Origin of the sequence: Geofilum rubicundum JCM 15548, assembly GCF_000974365.1 — a bacterium.
GTDB classification, from domain to species: Bacteria; Bacteroidota; Bacteroidia; order Bacteroidales; family Marinilabiliaceae; genus Geofilum; species Geofilum rubicundum.
In genome coordinates this window covers 154561-179025 of sequence record NZ_BAZW01000006.1, presented here as the reverse complement: position 1 = coordinate 179025, position 24465 = coordinate 154561, and the positions used below count along the sequence as shown (strand labels likewise).

23 protein-coding genes are annotated in these 24465 nt (G+C 43.1%); 12 read left to right on the top strand and 11 right to left on the bottom strand.

The window, feature by feature from the left end; all coding sequences use genetic code 11:
* From JCM15548_RS05330 to JCM15548_RS25095, 9 genes are all read right to left on the bottom strand, one after another.
* Nucleotides 1–512 (bottom strand): hypothetical protein (locus tag JCM15548_RS05330; RefSeq protein WP_227625501.1); only part of this gene is annotated, 512 nt, incomplete at its 3' end.
* Nucleotides 502–1692 (bottom strand): GmrSD restriction endonuclease domain-containing protein, encoded by a 1191-nt coding sequence (locus tag JCM15548_RS05325; protein ID WP_062122990.1) that lies wholly within the window; start codon nt 1690–1692, stop codon nt 502–504. The genes JCM15548_RS05325 and JCM15548_RS05330, both read right to left, overlap by 11 nt.
* 132 nt (nt 1693–1824) lie before the next feature.
* The gene (locus JCM15548_RS05320) at nt 1825–3231 is read right to left on the bottom strand and encodes a T9SS type A sorting domain-containing protein (RefSeq protein ID WP_062122986.1); all 1407 of its coding nucleotides are present in this window, start codon (nt 3229–3231) and stop codon (nt 1825–1827) included.
* Nucleotides 3232–3489: 258 nt separating this feature from the next.
* Nucleotides 3490–4500: a hypothetical protein gene (locus tag JCM15548_RS05315; protein WP_062122983.1), complete on the bottom strand. Its 1011-nt coding sequence runs from the start codon at nt 4498–4500 to the stop codon at nt 3490–3492.
* A 433-nt stretch (nt 4501–4933) separates the two neighbouring features.
* A complete protein-coding gene (locus tag JCM15548_RS05310; RefSeq protein ID WP_062122981.1) occupies nt 4934–6790 on the bottom strand; it encodes a WG repeat-containing protein in 1857 nt (618 codons plus the stop codon).
* Nucleotides 6791–6996: 206 nt separating this feature from the next.
* Complete coding sequence (locus tag JCM15548_RS05305; RefSeq protein WP_062122979.1) at nt 6997–7653, bottom strand: hypothetical protein; 657 nt, start codon at nt 7651–7653, stop codon at nt 6997–6999.
* A 252-nt stretch (nt 7654–7905) separates the two neighbouring features.
* Nucleotides 7906–8637 carry a porin family protein gene (locus JCM15548_RS05300; protein ID WP_062122977.1) on the bottom strand — a complete coding sequence of 244 codons (732 nt, stop codon included), beginning with the start codon at nt 8635–8637 and terminating at the stop codon, nt 7906–7908.
* A gap of 18 nt (nt 8638–8655) precedes the next feature.
* Nucleotides 8656–9741, bottom strand: a complete 1086-nt coding sequence (locus tag JCM15548_RS25100) for a DUF5686 family C-terminal domain-containing protein (RefSeq protein WP_262486900.1) — start codon at nt 9739–9741, stop codon at nt 8656–8658.
* On the bottom strand, nt 9675–11324 hold the full coding sequence (locus tag JCM15548_RS25095) for a DUF5686 and carboxypeptidase-like regulatory domain-containing protein (RefSeq protein ID WP_062122971.1): 1650 nt from the start codon (nt 11322–11324) through the stop codon (nt 9675–9677). Before JCM15548_RS25095 ends, JCM15548_RS25100 begins: the two co-directional genes overlap by 67 nt.
* Nucleotides 11325–11534: 210 nt before the next feature.
* Between JCM15548_RS25095 and JCM15548_RS05285 the strand changes: the two genes are divergently transcribed.
* Genes JCM15548_RS05285 through JCM15548_RS05275 form a run of 3 tightly spaced genes read left to right on the top strand, consistent with a single transcriptional unit; the run spans nt 11535 to nt 14915 of the window.
* Nucleotides 11535–12731: a pyridoxal phosphate-dependent aminotransferase gene (locus JCM15548_RS05285; protein ID WP_062122966.1), complete on the top strand. Its 1197-nt coding sequence runs from the start codon at nt 11535–11537 to the stop codon at nt 12729–12731.
* 20 nt (nt 12732–12751) lie between these two features.
* Nucleotides 12752–14329 (top strand): alkaline phosphatase family protein, encoded by a 1578-nt coding sequence (locus JCM15548_RS05280; protein ID WP_062122963.1) that lies wholly within the window; start codon nt 12752–12754, stop codon nt 14327–14329.
* A gap of 37 nt (nt 14330–14366) precedes the next feature.
* Nucleotides 14367–14915, top strand: coding sequence for an HD domain-containing protein (locus tag JCM15548_RS05275; RefSeq protein ID WP_062122953.1), 549 nt, complete (start codon nt 14367–14369; stop codon nt 14913–14915).
* A 46-nt stretch (nt 14916–14961) separates the two neighbouring features.
* Here JCM15548_RS05275 and JCM15548_RS05270 read toward each other — a convergent pair whose 3' ends face one another.
* Both JCM15548_RS05270 and JCM15548_RS05265 read right to left on the bottom strand, forming a co-directional pair.
* On the bottom strand, nt 14962–16512 hold the full coding sequence (locus JCM15548_RS05270; RefSeq protein ID WP_062123025.1) for an Rne/Rng family ribonuclease: 1551 nt from the start codon (nt 16510–16512) through the stop codon (nt 14962–14964).
* Between the two features lie 215 nt (nt 16513–16727).
* Nucleotides 16728–17012 (bottom strand): HU family DNA-binding protein, encoded by a 285-nt coding sequence (locus tag JCM15548_RS05265; RefSeq protein WP_062122950.1) that lies wholly within the window; start codon nt 17010–17012, stop codon nt 16728–16730.
* Between the two features lie 124 nt (nt 17013–17136).
* On the opposite strand from JCM15548_RS05265, the gene mutY reads away from it, so the two are divergent.
* The 9 genes from mutY to JCM15548_RS05220 all read left to right on the top strand — a co-directional run bounded on the left by mutY (nt 17137) and on the right by JCM15548_RS05220 (nt 24465).
* The gene (mutY, locus tag JCM15548_RS05260; RefSeq protein ID WP_062123019.1) at nt 17137–18189 is read left to right on the top strand and encodes an A/G-specific adenine glycosylase; all 1053 of its coding nucleotides are present in this window, start codon (nt 17137–17139) and stop codon (nt 18187–18189) included.
* Between the two features lie 109 nt (nt 18190–18298).
* Complete coding sequence (locus JCM15548_RS05255) at nt 18299–18796, top strand: single-stranded DNA-binding protein (RefSeq protein WP_062122948.1); 498 nt, start codon at nt 18299–18301, stop codon at nt 18794–18796.
* Nucleotides 18797–18846: 50 nt separating this feature from the next.
* Complete coding sequence (gene gldE, locus JCM15548_RS05250; protein WP_227625500.1) at nt 18847–20166, top strand: gliding motility-associated protein GldE; 1320 nt, start codon at nt 18847–18849, stop codon at nt 20164–20166.
* Nucleotides 20153–20758: a gliding motility lipoprotein GldD gene (gene gldD / locus JCM15548_RS05245; protein WP_227625499.1), complete on the top strand. Its 606-nt coding sequence runs from the start codon at nt 20153–20155 to the stop codon at nt 20756–20758. Before gldE ends, gldD begins: the two co-directional genes overlap by 14 nt.
* 45 nt (nt 20759–20803) lie before the next feature.
* Entirely contained in the window at nt 20804–21364 is a 561-nt protein-coding gene (locus tag JCM15548_RS05240; RefSeq protein WP_162198176.1) for a 4'-phosphopantetheinyl transferase family protein, read from the top strand.
* 64 nt (nt 21365–21428) lie between these two features.
* The gene (locus JCM15548_RS05235; protein WP_062122941.1) at nt 21429–22160 is read left to right on the top strand and encodes a phosphoglycerol geranylgeranyltransferase; all 732 of its coding nucleotides are present in this window, start codon (nt 21429–21431) and stop codon (nt 22158–22160) included.
* A 93-nt stretch (nt 22161–22253) separates the two neighbouring features.
* Nucleotides 22254–22979: an iron-sulfur cluster repair di-iron protein gene (gene ric, locus JCM15548_RS05230; protein ID WP_062122939.1), complete on the top strand. Its 726-nt coding sequence runs from the start codon at nt 22254–22256 to the stop codon at nt 22977–22979.
* 17 nt (nt 22980–22996) lie between these two features.
* Entirely contained in the window at nt 22997–23434 is a 438-nt protein-coding gene (locus tag JCM15548_RS05225; protein WP_062122938.1) for an RrF2 family transcriptional regulator, read from the top strand.
* Between the two features lie 104 nt (nt 23435–23538).
* A complete protein-coding gene (locus tag JCM15548_RS05220) occupies nt 23539–24465 on the top strand; it encodes an ABC transporter ATP-binding protein (protein ID WP_062122934.1) in 927 nt (308 codons plus the stop codon).

Below are 24465 nucleotides of genomic sequence, written 5' to 3'. Positions count from 1 at the left end.
AAATAACCATTTATGCCTGTAAATAGGTTATCCTTATCATTGGCAAAATGTGTTTTTAAAACTCCACTCCATATGTTTAAAAATTCACTATAGCTTTTTTGTGCCCAGATTAATAAATTTGAATCGGTAAAGATATTTTCTATAGATAGCTTTGTTTTTGAAAGTATATCATTCCTTTCATTCGGGGTTAATGACACAAAAGAAGTGTCGTTCTTTTGTATCTGCTTTACTAAATCTTTATAAATTTCTCTTTTTTCAGAATATTCTGAACATTCTCCTAATCGCTTTTGTGTAAATCTAAAATATCTATACTCATAATCACTAGATGCTAGTTCCCAGCAAATACATTTCATTTTTTGTTCTTGAGACCCTGTCATTTTTAAAAAAACAGATTGCATTACATAATCACATAAAGGATATGTTTCTATACCTGTTCCAATTCCCACACTCGCAGTTGCAACATCCTTAAGTATTTCTGAAATTGGAGATAAAATAAATTTATTATGATTCATGAGACAAATATTGATTATAAATTGTTACAGAATCAGTGATACGTGCTCTTAAATGTCCCAAATTATTAGGACTTCTCTTATGCGAATATGAATTCTTATATTGGGATATTTTTTCAACTAATTTCTCCATTAATTCCTCCTTCTTATCTATATCGACTTTTCTCTGTTTAAAAATCACGATATAAATCAAACCAAATAAATATATATCTAAGTCTATAATTGAAGGTGATTCTTTAGGAATGTTTAATTGTTCAATTAAGTCATGAAGCATTGATAGTTGTTCAACATAATCTTTATTGGGAATAATATTTGTTAGTTTTCCATACGTTTCAGAGTCTAAATTATTTATTGAGGCATATATATATTCTTCATAGAACTTTTCCATTTTGGGTTTATATCCCCTTGCTACTCTATTTGCATTTCCATCTTTATGAAAGTTAGCTAATAAAGACAAATATCTGACAAAATCACCTTTGGCGTCAGAGCTAATAGTCTTTATAACAATGCGACTAAAGAAATCAGGAGAAAAGAAACCTACTAAATCATGGTCTAAGAAATATAAAGAAGCTCTACTTTCCTGTGGTAATAAAGCTTCTCCTTGGATGTTTATATTCCTAAAAACTGACGAGTAATACTTTTGTTGTTCCTTTTCATCAGAAATATTTGGCACCAAATAAGAAAAACCTAAAAAAGTTGTTTTCAAAAAATCATCATTGATTTGTAAATCAATCGATTTATAATTGCCATCTATTACTTTATCCAGAATAGCTGCTTTATTTTTACCTTTTTCGGTTAATTTATTAAAATTCCATTCAAGAATATTATCAAGAAGTAACTTATCTTCCTCCTCTACCTCCTCATCATTTTCACTTGCAAAAATTTCAATCCTACTTTTATAAGTTCGTGTATCTGGGTATAAACCTAAGTGTGCCAATAATATACTAGTTAACCTTTGTTGTCCATCTAATATTAGATTTTGATTTGTTTCCCCTATCTTAAACGCTCCTATTGTAATTGGGGGAACAAACTGCTTATTTTTAAGAGTTTCGATTAGGGTCTTAACTTTCTTTTCATTCCAAACAAAAAATCGTTGATAATCAGGTAGGATTATATTTTGTTTTAATATTAAATCAATCCAGTGTTTCAGAGAGTACTCTCCATAATAAACTCTATTTTCCATATTTTAAATATTCTTTGTATGCTTAGTGCGTTCCTGTCTTTTTTCAATAACTGCCAACGTTCCGGCGATGAAGCGTTGGCATGTGTTGCGCCTGCGGCAAGCCTATGCTTTATTAGCCATTGGATGCTAAAGTTATTTTATGATTTTTTTCGAGATTCGCCCAGTTTCAGTCAGTATATTAACAATATATAATCCATTTTCAACAGAACTTAGATTTATTGTATACGGGTCTGATTTACCTACACTTATTTTTTTTCCATTTAAATTATACAAATCATAACTAATTATTTCTACTGGTGATTTTATTTTATAGATATTTGTTCCTCTTCGCATAAATGTTATCTCATTCAATAAGCTAACATTTTCAATTTTCGTAGTAATACTTCCTACTTCAAAGGTTAAAATTGATTCACTATATGAACTTATGCTCAAATAATTATCTGCATTGTCATAAATTGATATCCTGTCAACATACCAACTGCCACTTACTGCAAATTCGTTTAATTTAGTGCTTGTTGAGTAACTATCTCCACCCAAATATGTCCAATCTCGTAAAAATGAACCACCGATAAAACTTTGTGTTTGCTCCCCATAGGGATTCTTTATCGATATGTAGGCATAGTCTAATCCAGATATGTCATCCGTTACGTTTATCACAAAAGTAATTTCATCGCCAGCGTTTATTTCTTCGTTATTAATTGAAATTGAATTTAACGTTGGAGGCTGAATATCTTCATTGTCTCCAATAACAATGAACGATAAAATTGACTCACTATAAGAACTTTTACTCATATAATTATCTGCATTGTCATAAATAGATATCCTATCTACATACCAACTACCGCTTACTGCAAATTCATTTATTTTAATACTTATTGAATAATTGTCATCTCCCAAATATGTCCAATCTCGTGAAAATGAACCACCGATAAAACTCTGATTTTGTCCACCATATGGATTATTTATCGAAATGTAGGCATAGTCTAATCCTGATATGTCATCTGTTACATTTATCACAAAAGTAATTTCATCACCTGCATTTATTTCCTCATTAATAATTGAAATTGAATTTAAATTTGGAGGGTTGGAATCTTCAATTGTAATATCATTCATAACATTAAACGTCAAAATTGATTCACTATATGAACTTATACTCATATAATTATCTGCATTGTCATAAATTGATATCCTGTCAACATACCATATGCCTTTAATAGCATATTCTGTTATCTTCGTTGTTGTTGAATAATTGTCATTTCCTAAATACGTCCAATCTCTCGAAAATGAACCTCCGATAAAACTCTGAGTTTGTCCACCATATGGATTTTTAATTGAAATATAAGCGTAATCTAGTCCAGATATATCATCCGTCACATTTATAATAAAGGTAATTTCGTCGCCCGCATTTATTTCTTCATTACTAATTGAAATAGAATTTAGAACAGGAGCATTTGAATCCTCTTGTCCCAATAGAGTCAATGTAGGAGAACTAAATAAGAATATGGAAATAAAGATTTTTAATTTATAGTTATTCTTCATTAATATATAGTTTATGAGTTAGTATTTTATTCATTTAATTTTAGCCAACATCTCCATAAACGGATGGTGTTCAGGACCATTACATGGAGAGGTGAATTGAGCAGATGACCTTTTTCATAAGCGCCATTTATATCATTTACTTTATTGGAAAAATGACTGTAGTTCAATCCGGTCAGGATTGAATTACTGCTGTTAATGGGGACAGACAATATCAATTAAAAGAAGCCAAAAACAGTAAGGGAATGTTGCCTGTCCTGTTTAAAAATTCACGGCAACCTGAAAATAAAACATTTCGTTTTGTGGTTTAGGAATGATGTCTTTTGCAATGAGAACATCTGTCGTTTCCGTATAAATCCAATGGTACCAAAAGATAAAGAACTCTTCAAAGGAAACTTCTTTATCAAAATCCATCTCATGGTATGTTGCTTCAAAATTTGGTTTGTTTCTGTTCAGGATATCGAGTAGAGTTGGGAAAAATGCATCAGGCATGGTATGGGTTATCAACTGAGTATCACGTTCATCAAAAATATGAATATCCTTGTCTTTGTAATTATCCCAACCCACATTTGACTTACTTCGTTGGTTACCATAAACGCAAATGCCTATTGAATCATTCCAAAGAAGTCCACGATTGCCATAGATTCCAAAAGGTTCGGTTTTGTCGTCAAGATCATCTTCAACAATGGCCAGGTAATACCGGCTTCCATTTCTTAAAGGTCGCTCCTGGTTTAAAAACTTTTCTTCCACCCGGTTAATTTGAAAATTATCGAGAATGACATTGCTCAAATAAAAGAGGGACAATTCACGGAAATCATGGTGCTGTGAAATAGTTGTTTCGTTATGTATGTTCATTATTTCCGGTAACCAGTTGACTATACTGTCGGCAATTTCATTGGCTACCTTTTGGGCTTTTTCTTCTAATAAATTCCCGCGCTCCAACGTTATTACTCCCAGGGTTGGTTGGTAGTAATCTCCCTTTTTTGTAAGCATTTTGTTTTCAATAAGGGCATTGATGTTCCTCTCAGTTGTGTCAGAACTCCATTTCAATGCACTTTCAATTTCTAAAAGTGGAATGTTGTAATGCAGAGCAGTCAGAAACTGAGCAAGGCTATCTTCTTTGATGTCGATTTTGGGGCCATCGTATCCGGATATTTGATAAACCCTAAACGAGGAGTTAAGGATATTATCTGCTGTTCTGTTGTTTTTAGTAGAACAGCTTGCTAAAATAATAACAGCAATGACCGTAATGAATGTCTTCAAAGTTTTCATACATTAATGAGTTTGGTTAAAAGTATAAACGAATTCCGTTTAGGGCTAATATATAACGAGGTAAATCGGGCGGACGCCCCTTTTCAAAAGTAGCATAATTTATTAAGCATCAATCTCTCTGGTCTGAAATTTCGACCATTTGTTGACGAAGTTTGAATAAAACAGGGCCAATCCCTGACTTTTGCTTATAAGTCAGCAGTAGGCTGTTAGCATAAATATAAGCTTCTAAAAGCCTGCTTCAAATAGAACTCTGTTCAATCCGGGATCGGTTGATTTTAGGGCATTTATCAGACAGCAAAATAAACCATTCAACCCATGGAGTAATACCAAGATTTTCAAAAACAGATTCATTACATTCTCAACCATTGATGAGTTAGGTAAGGTTTCGGTCATTCTGGCCAATCATCCCAATATATATATGGGCAATTGGGGTTTATTCATCTATTATTATTAGTTCGTCCATATTTCTTAACAAATATCCAAATTTATCGATGATTAATTCTTCAGGCACAGACGCTTCAATTACGTTCCCTTTCGTGTCTGTTGCAAAATACTTTCCTGATTTTTCTATGTAAATGGTGTCAATCGGTTTTCCTGTCAAATAGGGCCATTCCCAAAAAATATTTTCATACTTAATCGGATGTATAATTTCATTCTCCCAATCGATAGTACCGAAAAGATTATTGTTTTGAACCTTAATCAAGCTTCCGTTATCAACGAATATTTCATCATAAATTGGTGGTATAACGACATCACCATCTCTGCTGATTAATCCATGTTTCCGGTTTTTTACGATAAAATGTTCTTTTGGTCCATATTCAACCCAATTTGATATGGTATCATATTCAATTGGAATTATTACTTCTTTGCTTCTTGTAATGACTCCATATTTGCCACCCTTTTTCACTATAAATCTATTCTCATCGTAAAAGCATTGCTCCAGGTCTTGATATTCTAAGGGCAATATTTCCTGCAGACTTTGCTTGTCAACAACTCCAAAGGTTTTATCCTTTTGCAATATGAAATAATCCCAATCTCTGTTCGTAGTAATATATTGATAATCAAAGGGCATTTTGACATTTCCATGGCTATCAACAATGCCGTATAAACCATTCTTTTTAGCTATTGAAGTAATATTCCCTTCAAATAACAATATTTTCTCAAATTCAATGGGCAATGTTATGTCACCTGATTTATCAATTATCCCATAATGATGGTCTTTTTGGGTAATGAAAATAACTTGACTACTATCATTTATCTTGGCGTAATCTCTTTCAAATGAATCATAAATAATATCTGCAATCAATTCTGCTTTTTCGTTTAAAATGCCAACATTCCCATTTTTATGAATGTAAAACTCATCATAAAAGCCTTGATATGGCCTTCTTGGGTGCTCAATTAATGAATATTTAAAAGGGACTGCCACATTATTCATCGAATCTATCACTCCATAAAAACTTCCCTTTTTAACTAAAGCGTAACCGAATTGAGTTACAGGTTCCGCTTTCGTATAGTATCCAAAATCAGTCACAATTTCTAAATCACGGTTTAAATATCTGTATTGATTTCCTGTTCTCACCAATAACAGTCCCTTAAATAAATAGTTACTATTGTAGTAGTCGAAATTTTTATAAGTTCCATAAATTTCGTCATAAATGAATTTTGAATACTGGTTCCCTTTGTGGTTAAAGATACCCCATTTATTATTTTGTGATAAAAACAATAAGCTATCCCCTCTATGAGAAACAGCATCTGGATAAATTATGGGTATTATTTCTTTTCCTGTGGTGTCGATGTATCCCCATTTATTGTTTTTTGAAACTTTCGCAATACCCCAACTTTCAAAACTTCTCGCATCGTCATAAACGAAAGGAATCATGGTTTCACCTCTTCTATTCAAAAAGCCATGCATTCCATCTAATTCGGCCTGTGCCAAACCATGGTTGAAGCTTCTAAGTTCGTCATACTTGAAAGGAATTATTGTATCAAAATTTGTATTTAAATATCCATATTTATCTCCAATTTGACCATATGTCATATTTTCTGAGTCAAAAGGATTAATATACTCGAATAAGAATGGAATTTTTACAACGGAATCTTTATCAATAAATCCCCAGTAAGAAGGTTCCTTTAAACGCGTTCTATACCATCCTGTTTGCTCATCAAGATCAATAAAGTCAATATTATCTCCAAGCTGAACTTTAGGAAATTGTAGACTTGAATCCTTGTTCTGGTTTATACAAGAATACAATCCTATTAGGATTAGAAAAAATATGGATGTTTGTTTCATGTTGTGTGGTTTCTTTGCCTTGCTGCCAACATCTCCAAAACCGGATGGCGTTCAGGACCATTCCTTGGGGAGGCTAATCTTCTTGGTAGATGTTTTCTGGCCGTTAAGAATGCTCTTCAGCAGCCGAAACTTGCTATAAATATGAGACTTAGCCATGTACTATAACCCGTGTTGTAAACCTGTGCTTTCCTTTCTAATTAATTGCATTACTCAATTGAATATTCTTTTAATGACATCTCACTTTCAATCTCACCATTAAAAATCAAAGTAAACTTTATAAGTCCCACCTTTGGATCAACATAGAAGAATCGTTTTTCGTCAACTTCTTCATATCTCTTAAATTTGTCATAATATTTAATGCATGTGAATTCACCGGCAGATGTTTCTATGATTGTATCTAATTGAACACATTCAATTTCATTAACTTCGGCTCTTAGCCCGTCTTCTTCATTATAGATCAAATGGTTATAGCTCCAAACATCACCAACAGTTACATTCTTTTTATATTGAATTGACATATCAACGATCGATGCAGCATTAACTCGTGCACCATATTGCAATAGATTCCCATCATCATCATGTCCCCAAACCAAATTCCATTTATTTTCCTGATTAGATGATCGATAACTTTCAACTACAAAGAAAATGTAATCCTTATTATCTATTCTTATTGAAGTATCCTTTGCAACTGAAAAAGTATGTTCACTTATATTTTGTTCGACATTAGCATTAGAAATATCGTACTTCCATTCATTCCCAACTGACAATGGGAAAAAAATTTCTTTGTTAATTATTACGTCATCATCAACCTTTGAACATGATGTAAATAGTAAAATAAACACGATAACTTGATAAATTCTCATACTGATATAAATTTTATGGATATTGATTTTTGCATGGTTTACAACATGTCCATAAACGAATGATGTTCAGGACCATTACATAGAGAGGTGAATTGGGCGGATGACCCTTTTCAAAAGTAGCATAATTTTTCAAGTCATATTCACGCCGGTCTGAAATTTCGACCATTTATTAACAAAGTTTGAACAAACAGGACCAATTCCTGACTTTTGCTTATGAGTCAGCAGCAGGCTATTAGCACAGATATATGTTTCTTAAAACTTAAAACCGGCGCCAAACATGAAGCTGTAATTCTTCCAATAGCTAGCCGTATTTTGAGTGTCCAGGTTGCTGGTTATTACATCCTTTAAGCCATAATTGAATCTTGTCAATAGCAGAATATTGTACTTTTCCCGGACACTGATTTCATAATCCAATTGGATAGCCAGACCATAGTCAGTCGATGCGTAGTTCTCTTTTACATCCCTGTTATATTCTTGTGTGGGTTCAAGAGGTTCAAAAATGGGGTCGGGCGTGTCAGTATCCAATTTGGAGGAATCAAAATGGGTGTATCCTTTCTCTTTTGCGCCAACCAGAAAACTAAGGTAGGGTCCGGAGGCGATGGAAACAGGGATTTCTTCGGAGAATCGATATTTAAACATTAAGGGCAAAGTAATATAGGAATTGCTTATGGTGCCCCTATGCTCAAAAGAGCCATTTCTATCGTTTATTTTTGTGGAAAAGTAGCTGTAATTCAATCCGGTCAGGATTGAATTTCTGCTGTTAATGGGGACAGACAATATCATCTCAAAAAAATATCCCCAATCGGCCGAAAAATTCGTCTCAGGGTGATTTTCAAGTTCTGGCCATACTTCTATGGTCTTTTTATAGGGCATTGATAAGGTGGTGCCAAAATCAATTTGGTAATTAACCTTCTTTAAGTCCTGGGCCAGAATCTCTCCGGTGGATAGTAAACTTAAAAATAAGATGAAAGGAATTAATTTCATGATGGATTTGAGTTAGATTTAGTTTGGAAGCGTGATGGCGGCCTTTAGGCCCCAGTGCGCATAGCGGCCTTCGGAGAAGCCGGCGAAGACGCCGATGCTGCCGGCCATGAAAATGCGGCTGATGCTGTAGCCGGTTTCGAGGTAGTGGGGGTTTTCGGGGGTGTGGAGGTAGTTGAGGTGCAGGTTTTCATTCCACACGCGGTTGCTGAAAAACGGGAGGTTTTTGAGCAGTAGCCAGGGGGATGAGTAGGTGGCGCCGGCACGCACAAACCAGTCGTTGGTGGAGGACTGATAATCGTCCAACAAAAGCAGACCGGAGGTCATGTCGCTGAACAACAGTGGGGAGGCGCTTCCCTGAAAATGCTTGAACCGGGAAAAATGCATTTGCCCGTTGCGCAGAAAGGTGCCGGCATTCAGGGCCCATGAGAAGGTGGGCATGAAGGAGAATTCGGCCTTTTTGTGTATGCCGCCTTCCAGCAGGAGGTAATCGGCCTCACTGCCCAAAGCATTCAGGCCGTGCTCTAGCCGGGCGCTGAAGGTGGGGTAATCCGAATGCAGCAGGTGCTTTCGGCCTTTTTCTATGCGGTAAAACTGGCGGGGGGTGTAGGCCAGGGCGGCGGACCAGCTCAGCGACTTTTGTGCTTCGAAGTGCCGGGCGGACGTGCCGGGGTTAACGACTTCATTGGCATGGTAGGCCTTATCCCGGTTGAGGAGGGAGAAGTCGCTGTGGTTCGACAAGGGCGAAAATTGGTGCCAGGCCACATCGGTGGTCAGGCGCAGGCCATGGACGAGATCCACTTCATTGATGACTTTCACGAAGTCGCTGTGGTGCAGGCGCCAGTAATTTTCCTTAAACAAGAGGGAGGCGCCCATGTTGAGCAAGGGGTGCAGTCCGTCCTCGCCTTTGTAATCATAGGCCCCGCTTCCGGCGGAGGCTTTGAGCAGGCCGCGACTTAAGGGTTTGTAGTTCTGTTGGAAGTGGAGTTCGCCGTACCATGTTTCGCGGGAAAAGGCGTAACCGACAGAGGCGTCCATTTTTAAGGTGTGGAGGGAATCCTGCTGCCACACGAAGCCGGTTTTTTGTCCGTACCGCCAGCCATCCACGGCATTGAAGCAAGGGTGGACAAGTCCAGCAATCCGCCATAATTCACGCTAAAGTCAGCCTCGTGGGGAAAGGTGGTGCCGTTGAAAAGCTTGCGTCGGATTTTTGAAAACTGAGACACGTGCTTCGCCGAATCGTTGACCACCGAGTCTTTGGCCACGGCCAGCAGACTGTCTTTAACGGCAAAGGAGCGCTGCTCTGCCTGGGTCAGGGGTATGGGGCGGACCGAGCGCCAGAACACGGAATCGCGTGGCACGCTGTCTTTTTCGACCTTGAACTGGTAACTGCTTTTGATTTCCAGAAGCTCCTCTTGCTGGCGTTGGGACGACTGGCTTTCTTTTTCTATCAGGGAGGCCAGACGCATCATGTCGCGGTTATTCATTTCTTCCTTTTCCATCAACTGCTCTATTCTTCGCTGATTCTTTGTCGGCGCCTCCTCTGGTGCCTCTTCCGGCGTCTCCTCTGATGCCTCCTCTGGCTCGGAAGGGGCGCTTTCCCTGGCGAGGTGTCCGGCTATCAGGGAGGGTATGGCCAGCAGGCTGTCCAAAACCACCACTTCATACTTAACCGAACTCACATAGTCGGCCTTCCCCTTGATGCCCATGATGGCCGCATCGATGTTGAAGTGGTGGCTGACCGGCAGCCATATGCCATCCTCGACGGGGGCGTAGACCTGCCGCATTTTTATGGAACCGTAAAAAGGCTCCAGCTTAAAATCGACCGTGTGAATGTTCCATAAATCTTCCACCAGATACAGGTCGCCTTCCAATAACTGCTGACTTTTGCGGCGTGGAATGACCCGGATCTTATTAACGACCCGGTTGCCGTCCATGATGTAGCCGTCGTACCTGAATTTATAATGCCGCATGGCCTGTGGCGACAAAGGAGAGATGTACAGCTCATTATCAGAGGCATAAAAACTTGAATTGATATAGCCTATGGGGGAATTGTCATCCAATCCTGAAAAAGTACTGCGTGAACTCACCACGGTGTGATTAAAAGTATCGGGTGCGATAAACTCCAGGTGGTTCAGTGATTCGACGGTAAAAGTCTCGCCTACTTTTGGCTCCTGGTCGTTGACGCTGACCGACAAGCTCTTTCCGAGTAGCTTGGGAACTTTCTCGAGGACGAAGGATCCGCGCAAATAGACTTCGGCTTCGTAGCTGCTGGCCTGTCGCAGGTAATAGGGGGCCAGACCAATGGCTTTGCGCATCATGGCATAGGCCGGGTCTTCACCGCCTGAGTATACGCGGACTTCGCGGATCTTGAACAAAACTTCTTTCAACTCCACATTGAGTTCTTCTTCGTGATGCTCGGGGATGGTCACTTTAAATTCCCGCCTGGCAAAACCCAAAGCCTGAAACTGGAGGTGGTAGGTGCCGGCAGGCAGGGGCACCTGGTAGAAGCCCTCGCTGTTGGTGGAAGTGCCGGTTCGGCTTTCCTTGATATAGACCGATGCGCCGGCCACGGGATTTCCCTGTGGGTCGTGCACCAGACCAGATACGCTGGAGGCGCTTAAGGGGAGAGCGCCCAATAAGAAAAAAACAATAAAAGAAGCGACTGAGGGCAATAATCCTGGATGCATAAGGTTAAAGAATTAGGCGTTAAGACATAGCAAAGAATATATAATTAAAGAACCAAAGCAAATATTGTCTGTGTTTTTATCAAAAAAAGTGCCAAACCTTAAGCCATCCAAGGCAACACTTAAAGCAAAAGAAACAATTGTATAAGCAAAAAAATAATTAGTTTTGTGTTATTCTTTATAAAACAGGTAAAACAACATAAAACAGCCCCTATGCCAAACATCTCGAAACGTGGCACACAAATGCCGGCATCCCCTATCCGAAGACTGGTTCCCTACGCTGAAGAGGCCAAAGACAGAGGCGTCAAAGTGTACCACCTCAACATTGGTCAACCCGACATCAAAACGCCGGATGTGGCGATTGCTGCCATGCATAACCTCGACCTCCCGGTGATCGAATACAGCCATTCCGCAGGTATCGAAACCTATCGAAAAAAACTGGTCAAGCATTACAAAGGCATAGGCGTTAACATCAACATCAACCAGTTAATGGTCACCACCGGCGGTTCAGAAGCCATCAGTCTGGCCTTTCTCAGCTGTCTGGACCCGGGCGATGAAGTCATTGTGCCGGAACCCTTCTATGCCAATTATTACGGTTTTGCTTCCTCCACCGGCGTCAAAGTGGTGCCGGTGATATCCGACATCGACACCGGTTTTGCCTTGCCCTCCTTTTCTGAAATAGAAAAGCTGGTGACCAAAAAGACCAAAGCCCTATTCATTTGTAATCCCAACAATCCCACCGGCTATTTGTATTCACGGGAGGAGCTGGAGCAACTGAAAAAGATGGTGCTCAAGCACAATCTGTATCTATTGTCCGACGAGGTGTACCGCGAGTTCTGCTACGATGATGCGGAACACATTTCGGTGATGGAGCTGGAGGGTTTAAGTGAACATGCCGTCATGATTGATTCGGTTTCCAAGCGCTACAGCGAATGTGGATTGCGCATTGGCATGCTGGTCACCCGCAACGCCCGCATCATTGAAACGGCTATGAAGTTTGCCCAGGCGCGACTGAGTCCTCCCTCTCTGGGACAAATTGCCGCAGAGGCCTCGCTGGAGACGCCCGACAGCTATTTTAAGCAGGTCAATGCCGAATACCACAAAAGGCGTAATTTTCTGGTGGAAAAACTGAATCAGATTCCGGGCGTATTCACCCCCATGCCCAAAGGGGCTTTTTATACAGTGGCCCGTTTGCCGGTGGACGATGCGGATAAATTCTGTCAATGGATACTGAGTGATTTCAGCTATAAAAATCAGACCGTGATGATGGCACCGGCCAGCGGTTTCTATATCACTCCGGGCAAAGGAAAGCAGGAAGTACGCATCGCCTATGTGCTCAACATCGAAGATTTGAGCAAGGCCATTCAAACCCTCGAGAAAGGGCTGGAGGCCTATCCGGGCAGGGTGTAAACCATTATACGATTGATTGCATGCGACGACTGTTTGTTATTTGTCTCATCTTATTACTAACGGCCCCTAAGGCATCGGGAGCAGAGCGTTCGGGTCCCAAACTCATCCTGTTCATCCTTATCGATGAACTCAATAACGAACAGCTACTGCTTCTGCAACCCAAGTTGACGAGCGATGGATTCAACCGGATTTCCAGTCAGGGCATGCGGTTTATGTCGGCCTATTCGGCCGACCTGTCGGGTTACCCGGGCACGCGTCTCACGTCCTTTTATACCGGTACAACGCCTTCGGTGCACGGCATTGTGGGCGAACAATGGTACGATAAAAAAATCAACCACTATGTAGAGGCGGCCCCGCCCAATTATTTCGACACAGACCAAACCCTGCATTACAATCAGGCCCAAAGTGTCAGTGATTATCTCAAATCCTTTTACGGACCGGGGGTCCGTTCAGCGGCCATCAGCATTGAGGCACCGTGGATGTGGCATACGGTGGGGTATAGGCCCGACTATTTTTTCAGCTTTAATACCACTTACGGGACTTTTGAGGAACAGATTTCGGCGACGACTCCGGAACAGCAATGGCTCCAGAGATTTAACGAGAACCTCCTGCGCAGCCCATTGCGCCAACGGCAATGGGGGCCTTTGTCCGACATAAGTACCTATACCGAATACCAGTATCTTTCTGCCAACCAACAACAAGCATTCAGGCGTTTTCTTTATAACATGCATGTGAGAGAGGGTGAGCCCTTCGAGCGCTTGGCCGCCTCCCCCTATGCCAATACGCTGGTGCGGGATTTAGCGGTGTCCTTTATTGCGGGTACCGACTTTGGAAAAAACGGAACGCCGGATGTGCTTTCCATGGCCTTTACGGCCAAACCATTCAGCTCCAATGGCTCCCTATTACCGGCAGAAAAAGAAGACATGCTGCTGCGGCTCGACCGGGATGTGGCTTCGCTCATCACTTTTTTGGACAATGAATTGGGGAAGGACCAATACCTGGTGGTGCTCACCGCTGCCACCGACAGTGCGCCCGACCACTCTTCCTCCGGTCGGGCAGGTGTAACAACGGGTGTCGTAGAATTTAAAAAGATTTCGGCCCTGCTCAATTTATACCTCATGGCCATTCACGGGCAGGGCAAGTGGGTGCTGGGCATGCACGACCATATGGTTTTCCTCAATCGGCAGCTGATAGCAGAGAAGGGTTTAGCCATAGATGAAATGCAACAATTGGCTGCCCGCTTTCTGATGGATGTGGCGGGTATCGACCGGGCCCTTCCCACGCATCACCTGGTTTTTGATATAAATACAGAAACTTTGTTATCAAACAACTTGTACCCCAGCCGGTCGCCCGATCTGCTCATCAGCCTCCAATCTGGCTGGCAGTCGGCCGTGACAGAGGCCGGGACCCGACAAACAGGGCGAAGCGGGAACACGCCGGTTCCCCTCATGATCAGAGGATGGAATGTGCAGCCTGGTGCCTGGTTCGAACCCATTGAGCATCGACACATCACCCCGCTCCTTCTGAAACAAATGGGCCTTGTGCACCCCTCCATCCTTAAAGCACCTTTGGTGCCGCTTTTTAAACCCGAACGGTAAGCATGGTTTTTGCCGAAGAAACAGCTATCTTTGTCCCATGCAAGAACAAAAGATACAGGCACTTATCGATAAATATTATCCCAAAAACCGTCCGGTCCGAAACATTCTTACCACACACAGCTCGCTGGTGAGGGACAAGGCTTTGCTGGTGGCGCAACGCCACCCGGAACTGCAGGCTGACATCGAAGTCCTTGAATCGGGCGCTCTGCTGCACGACATAGGTATCATCCTGACCAAGGCGCCCGGCATCGATTGTCACGGCAGTCACCCCTACCTCATGCATGGCGTTTTGGGCTTTGAAATATTGAGGGACAACAGATTTGATCCCATTGCAAAAATAGCGGAACGACACACCGGAGCCGGTTTGTCCTCCCAGGAGATTTTGGACCAACAACTGCCCATACCTGTACGGGATATGTTACCCGTCAGCATTGAAGAGCAGATCATCGCCTTTGCGGATAAGTTTTTTTCCAAGGGTCGCGATTTGACCCGGGAGAAAACCATCCATGAAATAAAAAATGAGATGAAAGCTTTTGGAGAGCCGCAGGTCCTTCGATTTCAGACCTGGTGTGATCAGTTTTGTTGAGGCAGAAAACAGGGAGGTAAAAAAACACAACACAAAAAGGTCGATCTCAACTTAGATCGACCTTTTTGTTATTATGATCAGTGATCTTGAACTCTAAAAACACAAGAGAGTCGGAAGGTAACACCTTAACACCAAATCCGTGTTCCCATCGCCATTTAAAAATAGTCGACGGAAAACCTTTTTTCAAAAAGGCGTGTAAATAAGGGTGTACCCACAGGGTCAATTTCTTTATTTTTTGCTTTTGCACGGCAAACCGGAGTGCTTGCTCAATTTTTTCAGTAAATAAAATAGACGGGGCAACGATTCCTGTTCCCAAACAGGAAGGACAAGTTTCGGTCGTCTCAATATGCAATTCGGGTCGTACCCGCTGACGCGTGATCTGCATCAGACCAAACTTGCTCAAAGGCAAAATATTGTGTTTGGTTCTGTCAGTTGCCATGGCCTCCTTCATTCTGTCGAATAATTTCTGGCGATGCTCCTGATCTTGCATATCAATAAAATCCACCACTATAATTCCTCCCATATCGCGAAGTCGCAACTGCCTGGCAATTTCATCGGCTGCAGCCATATTTACATCCAGTGCATTGTTTTCCTGACTGGATGATGATTTTGACCGGTTGCCACTATTCACATCAATGACATGAAGCGCTTCGGTGTGCTCGATAATCAGGTAGGCACCACTTCTGAATGACACGGTTTTTCCGAAAGAAGCTTTCAGTTGCTTCTCAATTCCAAACTGATCGAACAAAGGAACGGTTCCTTCGTGGTACTTTACAATTTTTTCGCGACCGGGGGCAATAATCTCTACATAGTCCCTCACCTCATTGAACACGCTTTTGTTATTCACGTATACAGCCTGAAAAGAGGGGTTGAAAAGGTCTCTTAAAAAAGCAGTGGTCCTGCCAATTTCTCCCATAACCAGTCCGGGTGCTTTGGTTTCCTTGATTTTAAGCGCTGATTCTTCCCAGCGCTTGACAAGTGCACGAAGTTCCTTATCCAGTTCAGCTACACGTTTTCCTTCAGCTACTGTTCGGATAATCACGCCGTAATTCTTGGGTTTAATACTGAGCAACAAACGCTTCAATCGGTTGCGTTCCTCAGGTTGTTCAATTTTTTGACTTACGGAAACCCTGTCGGAGAATGGGATTAAAATCAGGTTTCTACCTGCAATTGAAATTTCAGAAGTTAAACGAGGCCCTTTGGTTGAGATAGGTTCTTTGGCGACTTGCACCAGAACGTCTTGTCCTGAGGTTAATACATCAGAGATTGTCCCGTTTTTATTGATATCACTTTCCGGTTTCAGCTTATGCAAAGCAATTACTCCTTTCTTAGCAGCGGCCATACTGACATATTTCTGAAGGCTACGAATCTGGGGTCCAAGATCGAGATAATGCAAAAAAGCATCCTTTTCGTAACCAACGTCCACAAAAGCAGCATTTAGTCCGGGCATAATCTTTTTGACTTTACCCAAATAAATATCACCAACTGCAAACTGAACATCACTTTGCTCTTTTCTCAGCTCAGCCAACCTTTTGTTTTCGAGCAATGCAATAGTAAGTTCATTAGGAGTAACATCAACAAATAGTTCTGCACTCACTATAAAATATTTGATTAAAACTGATTTCAAAGAACGTAAAACAAAAGAACAAACAGACACATTTTCCGTTTGTTCTTCTATTTTTTAAAACAGACTATTTCTTCTTCTTATGTCTGTTTTTTCTTAATCTTTTTTTCCGCTTATGAGTGGCCATCTTATGCCGCTTCCTCTTTTTACCACTTGGCATAGTGCTAATTTTTTAAAAGTTAAATTACTTATTTCACGTTATTCTTCACCTTTGTTACAAAGCTCTTAGAAGGCTTAAAAGATGGTATAAAGTGCTCAGGAATGATAATGGTGGTGTTTCTTGAAATGTTTCTTGCCGTTTTTTCAGCACGTTGCTTAATTACAAAACTACCAAAACCTCTCAGATAAACGTTCTTACCCTTCACCAGGTTGCCTTTCACGGTCTCCATGAAGGCTTCAACAGTTTTCTGAACTGTAACTTTTTCAATTCCAGTATTTTTCGAAATCTCGTTTACAATATCAGCCTTTGTCATTGCTTATAAAATTATTTAATTATCAGTTAATTAGACACTAGTTCTCAAAATTCAGAATGCAAATATATATCCTTTTGCATTCAAAAAAAAACGAAAAGATGTATTTTTGGATAATTTTTTAAAAATGACCAGTTTCACTACCAACATATTAACATGGTATCAGTCAAACCAAAGGGACCTGCCATGGCGTGCTGAGAAAGATCCCTATTTGGTTTGGATATCGGAAATCATTCTGCAGCAAACGCAGGTCAAACAGGGCTTGCCCTATTACCTGCGTTTCACAAAAGCCTTTCCGGATGTCTATGCGCTAGCAAGGGCTTCGGAACAGGAGGTGCTTAAACTTTGGCAAGGCCTGGGGTATTATTCCAGGGCCCGCAACCTGCATGCCGCAGCCAGAGATGTGGTGGAACGGCTGAAGGGCCAAATGCCCGAAACGAAAAAAGATTTACTATTACTAAAAGGCATCGGCCCTTACACGGCCGCTGCCATCGCCTCCATTTCCTTTAATGAGCCGGTAGCCGTGGTGGATGGCAATGTGTACCGCTTATTGTCCCGCTATTTTGCCAGTTCCCTGCCCATTGACAGCACAGAGGGACGGAAACACTTTGACGCTCTGGCGCATCAGTTGCTGTCAAAGTCCCGGCCAGCCGATTTCAATCAGGCCATGATGGATATGGGCGCCATGATTTGCACACCAGCGCAACCCAAATGTAACGATTGTCCCGTAGCAGCAGAATGTCAGGCCCGCCTGCTCAGCCAGCAAGCCCTGTTCCCGGTCAAAAGCAAAACAACCAGGAAGAGAAACCGTTATTTCAACTACCTGATCGCCGAAAATAAGGGCCAGCTGTTTATGAGCCAACGCCAAAAAAAGGATATCTGGAAAGGGCTCTACGAATTTCCGCTCATCGAATCAGAAAAAGAATTGACCAGGGCTGAAATCTGTCAGATGGTAGATAGCGTCAGCCAGGCATCCATGACCACCAGCCTGATGTCCGAAACCAAACACCTGCTGACCCATCAAAACATCTTTATCCGCTTCTATAAAATTCAGCAGGACCTCCACTTAAATGGTCCTATTAACAGGGCGTTTGACGGGGCACGACTGTTGGCCAAATCGGAGCTCATTCACCTGCCGGTGCCCAAACCCATCGAAACCGCTTTAAAAAGAATATTATAGCCGTATTTGAAATTACAAAAGCCAGACATTTGATAAGCCATAGAAGTTTTGTAATTTAGCTCCATCTTAAACGATTCATCTTTTCCCTAACACTTTTAAAACCAAGAAAATGATAAACAAAGCAATACTCGTAGGAAACGTGGGTCGCGACCCCGAAATTCGCTATTTCGATAATGATCAGGCGGTGGCCAACTTCTCCCTCGCTACCACAGAACGGTCTTTTAAAACCCGTGACGGACAGGAAATTCCGGAAAGAACGGAATGGCATAACATTGTAGCCTGGCGGGGACTGGCCAAACTGGCGGAAAACTATATTAAAAAAGGGACCCAATTATACATTGAGGGAAAAATTAAAACCCGCTCCTACGATGATGCCAATGGCGTCAAGAAATACGCCACCGAAATTGTGGCGGATGTCATTCAGCTCCTGGGCAGAAAATCGGACAATGACGGCTCATCCACCTATCCCTCCCAGAGCGGCGGTCAACCCGCTTCGACCTCATCTGCCCCCAGACCACCCGAGAGCAACAAGGTCCAGAACGGCCCGGACAAGCAACCCGATTTTTTGTCGGACGATAACGGTCCGGAAGATGACCTGCCCTTTTGATTGCCCTCACCGTGACCATATATTAACGAATTAATAGACCTAGAAAACATTTGGAAACCGACATACTCATTGAAAGCATGACACCTCTTTTACTGGTGATGCAATTTCAACCGATCACCACCGGTCTCATCATTTCCATCGCCATTATTGTGCTGCTTTTAGCCAGTTCGGCGCTCATATCAGGATCAGAAGTGGCCTACTTCTCTTTGAAGCCATCGGACATTGCCGACATGAAAAGCCATGCGTCGCGCTCCTATAAAACGGCCCTTTCTCATCTGGAGAAACCCGAACAACTGCTGGCCACCATTCTTATCAGCAATAATTTTGTCAACGTGGCCATTGTTATTCTGGCCTCCTACATTGCGGGCAGTCTGGTGACCTACACCCATCCCGGCCTGCTTCAATTCCTGCTGGAAGTGATCGTTATCACCAGTTTAATTTTATTTTTCGGAGAAATTCTGCCCAAGGTTTATGCGGGACAGTTTCCCAAAAAGTTTGCCGTTTTCATGTCCTACCCCCTGCTGGTGAGCATCCGGCTTTTCAAACCGCTGAGCATCATCATGGTTAAATCCACCCATCTGGTAAACAAAAGACTGGGCCAGAGGATGAAAGGCATTTCCCTGGATGAGATCTCCCATGCGCTGGACCTGACAGATGATAACCTCACGGAAGGCAAGGACATACTGAAAGGCATTGTCACCTTTGGCAGCACCAATGTGGAGACCATTATGACCGTCCGGGTAAATGTGGTGGATATTGACATCAAAAGTGAACTGTCCAAAGTCATCGCCGTGATTATTGACTCCGGCTACTCGCGCATGCCCGTTTATGAAGAAGGGCCGGATGATGTCAAGGGCATATTGTATGTGAAGGATTTGCTCCCCCACTTAAATAAGGACAACTCCTTTAACTGGCAGGAACTGATCCGACCCGCCTATTATGTGCCGGAAACCAAGCGCATCAACGACCTGCTGCAGGAATTCAAAACCCACAAGATACACATGGCAGTGGTGGTCGACGAATATGGGGGTACCTCGGGCATTGTGACGCTGGAGGACATCCTCGAAGAGATTGTGGGGGACATCAGCGATGAACTGGATGACGATGAAGTCAGTTTTTCGGTGTTGCCCGACGGGAATTTCGTGTTTGAAGGAACCACCTTGCTCAAGGACTTCTTCAGAGTAACGGAAATTCCGGAAGAAACCTTTAGAAAAATTTCTGATGAACCGGAAACGCTGGCGGGACTATTGCTTGAGCTAAAAGGAGAAATTCCCGTTAAACATGAAACCATTGAGTTCGGTAAATACAAGTTCACCATTTTAGCGGCCGATTACCGCCGGATAAAAAAAATACGATTTGCACCCAATTGATTCTGATATGCGCCACTCTGTTCCATCCCTCCTTTTCTTTATAGCGGCTGTTACCGTCCTGGCTGCTGGCTGCCGCCCGACCAGCACGCCCAAACCACGCGGGCATTTCAGAATAGATCTGCCCGACCAGGAATATGTATTGCTGGACTCGACCATGCCTTATCGTTTTGAATATTCCCGGATCGCGGAGATAGAAACAGATGTCAGTCACCAAAATGAGCCCAACTGGATCAATGTGCTCTACCCGCAACATAAAGCCAGGGTGCATCTCAGCTACAAACCGGTGGAGGACAACCTGTATGATTTACTGGAGGACAACATCAAATTGGCCTATAACCATGTGGTCAAGGCCGATGCCATTGATGAACACCTGTTCATCAATGAGGAGACCCACCTGTATGCCATGATGTTTGAAATAAAGGGGGATGCCGCCTCCCCCCTGCAATTTTTGGCCACCGACAGTGCCCGTCATTTTTTAAGGGGCTCCCTTTATTTCCAGACGGCACCCAACCGGGATTCTCTGGCACCGGTTATCGACTATATCACCGAGGATGTGGTGCATTTGATTGAAACCCTTCAATGGAAAGACTAAGGAATGCCGTTGCTTTGTAAACTAGAGGGACCCGACCAGGCGCAAATGGCTGTCTGGCATATTACCGAATCAGAAGAAACGCTGACGGGCTGGCTCTCCTTCTCCCCTTTGATGCATCACCAACTCCAACAGATCAGTCACCCAGCGAAGCGACTGGAATGGCTGGCGTCCAGATGGCTGATTCAACAGTTAATGCAATGTCCGCCCGCCGTTAGCTACTCAGCGACGGGACAACCCTTCATCGATCATCAGGCTACCCACTTAAGCATTTCGCACACGATGGGGTATGCCGCCGTGGTCACTTCCCCATTGAAACCCACCGGGATTGATATTGAGTATCCCTCTCCCCGCATTGAAAAATTGTCTGCCCGCTTTGTCAACCCCACCGAGGAAGCGCAATTTTCAACTTCAGGAAGAGCGCCTGGTTGCGCGCTGGTGTGGTGCGCCAAGGAGGCCATTTATAAAATTTTGGATACCCCTGGCATTCTTTTTAAAGAGGACATGGTGATTGAGAACCTGTCTTCCAGCTTCCGGGACATTGAAGGCGCAGGTAAACATTCAGGGCCAATGGACATCCATGGTTCTGCAATACCGCATCACGCCTGAATTTTATCTTGTGTGGTATTGGTAATAGCTGTACATTTGTGAAACATAAGCAGGCCTTACCGGTATGATATACACCTACATTACAGATTCTGTTAAGAGAAAAGGAAAGTTACTGGCCTTACTCATTGATCCGGACAAATGCAGTCCGCCAATGCTGGAGCAACTGGTCGGTATTCTAAAGCAGCACCCACCGCATCTGCTGATGGTTGGCGGCAGTCTTATTTCTTCTCCTGTAGCCCCGGTGATCGATTATCTGAAAAAAGAATTGCAACAACCGGTGGTTTTGTATCCGGGAAGTCCCACCCACCTGACCCCCAACGTGGACGCCGTTCTCTTCCTTTCCATGATTTCGGGCAGAAATCCTGAGTTGCTCATAGGCCACCATGTGGTGGCTGCTCCGTATATCAGGCAATTCGGCATTGAACCCATCTCCACCGGATACATGCTTATTGACGGGGGCTCGCCGACTTCCGTGGAGTACATCAGTCAAACCCGTCCCATCCCTGCAGAAAAAACAGATATTGCCGTGGCTACGGCCTTGGCCGGAGAAATGCTGGGCCTGAAAATGATTTATATGGATGCCGGAAGCGGTGCGCGAAACCCCATATCTGCCAAAACCATCCAGGCGGTGAAAAAGGCGCTGACGATTCCTTTAATGATCGGCGGCGGCATCACCTCCGTGCATCAGTTGACAAGTGCTTACGAGGCGGGTGCCGACCTGGTGGTGGTGGGCAATGTACTTGAAAAAGACCCCTCCCTGATTCATGACTTCCTGAAGGCGGCAGAAAGACTTTAACAAAGCTTTAACAATTTGTATTTTGAAATTTCATCCATGCAGGGTACATTTGTGGAGTTATAGGTCTTTTTATCTTTTTTAAAACAACATATCATGACAATCAACGAAAACAATATTGTAGGCCAAATGGTCGTGGCCAATTATAAGACGGCAGACGTGTTTAAAAATCACGGCATTGATTTTTGCTGTGGCGGAAACATCACCATCAGTGAAGCGGCAGAAAAATATAAGGCAGAACCCAAAGCCTTGCTGGCCGACCTGGAAGCAGTGACTGCCCAAAAGGATATGGAATCAGAACTACTGAAGAAGCTGACACCCGATGCTTTGATTGACCACATTATTGAGCAGCACCATTCTTTTGTCCGCGAAAACATAGAGAGCATTCCGCCGTATCTGGAAAAGCTGGCCGATGTGCACGGCGCCAATCATCCGGAGCTGATCAAAGTACATGAACTTTTCATGGGCGCCGCAACGGCTTTATCCCAACACCTGGAACAGGAGGAGCAAATTTTGTTTCCCTTTATCAAGGAAATGGTGAAGGCGCAGCAAAAAGGCGAAACGCTTAAGAAAGGTCAATTTGGCAGCGTGGAAAACCCCATCAGCACCATGCACAGCGACCATGATGCAGAAGGGGAGCGCTTCAGAACCCTTTCTGAACTGACCAATGGCTATCAGTTGCCACCGGATGGCTGTAATACTTACCGGGTGGGACTGGCCAAACTGGAGGCCTTCGAAAAAGACCTGCACCGTCACATCCATTTGGAGAACAACATCCTGTTTCCGCAGGCCATTGAATTGGAGAAAAAATTAGTAATTTAGACGACAAAAACACAGCTATGCTATCCAAAGCATCCGAATATGCCATTCGCTCACTGGTCTATGTGGCTATAAAAAACCGGGACAATCAACGTCCCGGTTACCGCGAAATTGCCCGGGAGATAGAGGCACCCGAACAGTTCACCGCCAAAATTCTTCAGTCGCTGGTCCGCCAGGGCATGCTCCAATCGGTCAGAGGCCGGGGCGGAGGCTTTTTCTTTGAACCTCAGGCAGCCCCACTTCCCCTGATCGAAGTGATCAACTCTGTAGAGGGTTATAAATTATTTACCCGCTGCGGCATTGGCCTCAGCCAATGCTCGGATACAGAACCCTGTCCCATTCACCATCAATACGCCATTATTCGCAACCAATACCAACAATTGGCCACCCATACCACCATTGAAATGCTCGCCAACGAAATTATTGAAGGCAAGGCGGTCCTCAACCGCATCCTTTAATTCTCTTCCCGCCGTTACTTTACCAACAATATTGCTTCACCTTACATCTATTTTCCCTATTTTTGCTTGGATTCAATCATTTAAATCTCTAATCCCGTAAAAATATGTCATTTTTAGAAGCCAATAACATTGTCAAAAAGTTCGCCAACCATCTGGCTTTGGACGATGTAAGTGTCGCCATTCCCGAAAATTCCATCTTTGGTCTGTTAGGTCCCAATGGCGCCGGGAAAACCACCCTGATTCGCATCATTAACCAAATCACGGGTCCGGATGCCGGAAAAATTTTACTGCAGGGCAAGCCCCTTTCACGTGAGGACATCTCACGTATAGGTTACCTGCCGGAAGAACGGGGACTGTACAAAAAAATGAAGGTAGGTGAGCAGGCGCTCTATCTGGCCCGCCTCAAAGGCGTGTCCCGCAACGATGCGCTCAAAAAACTGAAGTACTGGTTCGAAAAATTTGAGATACAACCCTGGTGGGACAAAAAAGTGGAAGAGCTGTCCAAAGGTATGCAGCAAAAGGTTCAGTTTATTGTGACCATTTTGCACAATCCTTCCCTTTTGATCTTTGACGAACCCTTCAGCGGTTTCGATCCCATCAACGCCAACCTGCTGAAAGATGAAATACTCCATCTGAAAAAAGAGGGCGCCACCATCATATTCTCCACCCACAACATGGGTTCGGTAGAGGAGTTGTGCGACCATATCACACTAATAAACAATGGCAAAGCCATTCTTTCAGGGGTGGTGTCAGACATTCGTTATGAGCACCGTGAAAATCTGGTCCGTCTGGAATACACGGGTGACAACGACCAGATTAAAAAAATCATCAGCCACCATTACCAGTTGGAAGCTTCGCAGGCCCTCAACGGCTTTGAATCCCTGCTGGTAAAAATGCCGGAGGGTACCGACATCAACCAACTGCTGCGCATGGTGATGGATCACTGCCACATCCACAGCTGTCAGGAAGTACTTCCCAGCATGAGCGATGTTTTCATTAAAGTTGTTAACCAGAACAAAGTAACCCTCTAA

Coding starts and splice junctions, on each gene's coding strand:
- JCM15548_RS05255 (WP_062122948.1), top strand. CDS start 18,299: ATGATAAACAAAGCAATACTCGTAGGAAACGTGGGTCGCGACCCCGAA.
- JCM15548_RS05300 (WP_062122977.1), bottom strand. CDS start 8,637: ATGAAATTAATTCCTTTCATCTTATTTTTAAGTTTACTATCCACCGGA.
- ric (WP_062122939.1), top strand. CDS start 22,254: ATGACAATCAACGAAAACAATATTGTAGGCCAAATGGTCGTGGCCAAT.
- JCM15548_RS05235 (WP_062122941.1), top strand. CDS start 21,429: ATGATATACACCTACATTACAGATTCTGTTAAGAGAAAAGGAAAGTTA.
- JCM15548_RS05280 (WP_062122963.1), top strand. CDS start 12,752: ATGCGACGACTGTTTGTTATTTGTCTCATCTTATTACTAACGGCCCCT.
- JCM15548_RS25095 (WP_062122971.1), bottom strand. CDS start 11,324: ATGCATCCAGGATTATTGCCCTCAGTCGCTTCTTTTATTGTTTTTTTC.
- JCM15548_RS05220 (WP_062122934.1), top strand. CDS start 23,539: ATGTCATTTTTAGAAGCCAATAACATTGTCAAAAAGTTCGCCAACCAT.
- mutY (WP_062123019.1), top strand. CDS start 17,137: ATGACCAGTTTCACTACCAACATATTAACATGGTATCAGTCAAACCAA.
- JCM15548_RS05310 (WP_062122981.1), bottom strand. CDS start 6,790: ATGAAACAAACATCCATATTTTTTCTAATCCTAATAGGATTGTATTCT.
- JCM15548_RS05265 (WP_062122950.1), bottom strand. CDS start 17,012: ATGACAAAGGCTGATATTGTAAACGAGATTTCGAAAAATACTGGAATT.
- JCM15548_RS05240 (WP_162198176.1), top strand. CDS start 20,804: ATGGCTGTCTGGCATATTACCGAATCAGAAGAAACGCTGACGGGCTGG.
- JCM15548_RS05320 (WP_062122986.1), bottom strand. CDS start 3,231: ATGAAGAATAACTATAAATTAAAAATCTTTATTTCCATATTCTTATTT.
- JCM15548_RS05285 (WP_062122966.1), top strand. CDS start 11,535: ATGCCAAACATCTCGAAACGTGGCACACAAATGCCGGCATCCCCTATC.
- JCM15548_RS05325 (WP_062122990.1), bottom strand. CDS start 1,692: ATGGAAAATAGAGTTTATTATGGAGAGTACTCTCTGAAACACTGGATT.
- JCM15548_RS05305 (WP_062122979.1), bottom strand. CDS start 7,653: ATGAGAATTTATCAAGTTATCGTGTTTATTTTACTATTTACATCATGT.
- JCM15548_RS05225 (WP_062122938.1), top strand. CDS start 22,997: ATGCTATCCAAAGCATCCGAATATGCCATTCGCTCACTGGTCTATGTG.
- JCM15548_RS05275 (WP_062122953.1), top strand. CDS start 14,367: ATGCAAGAACAAAAGATACAGGCACTTATCGATAAATATTATCCCAAA.
- JCM15548_RS05315 (WP_062122983.1), bottom strand. CDS start 4,500: ATGAAAACTTTGAAGACATTCATTACGGTCATTGCTGTTATTATTTTA.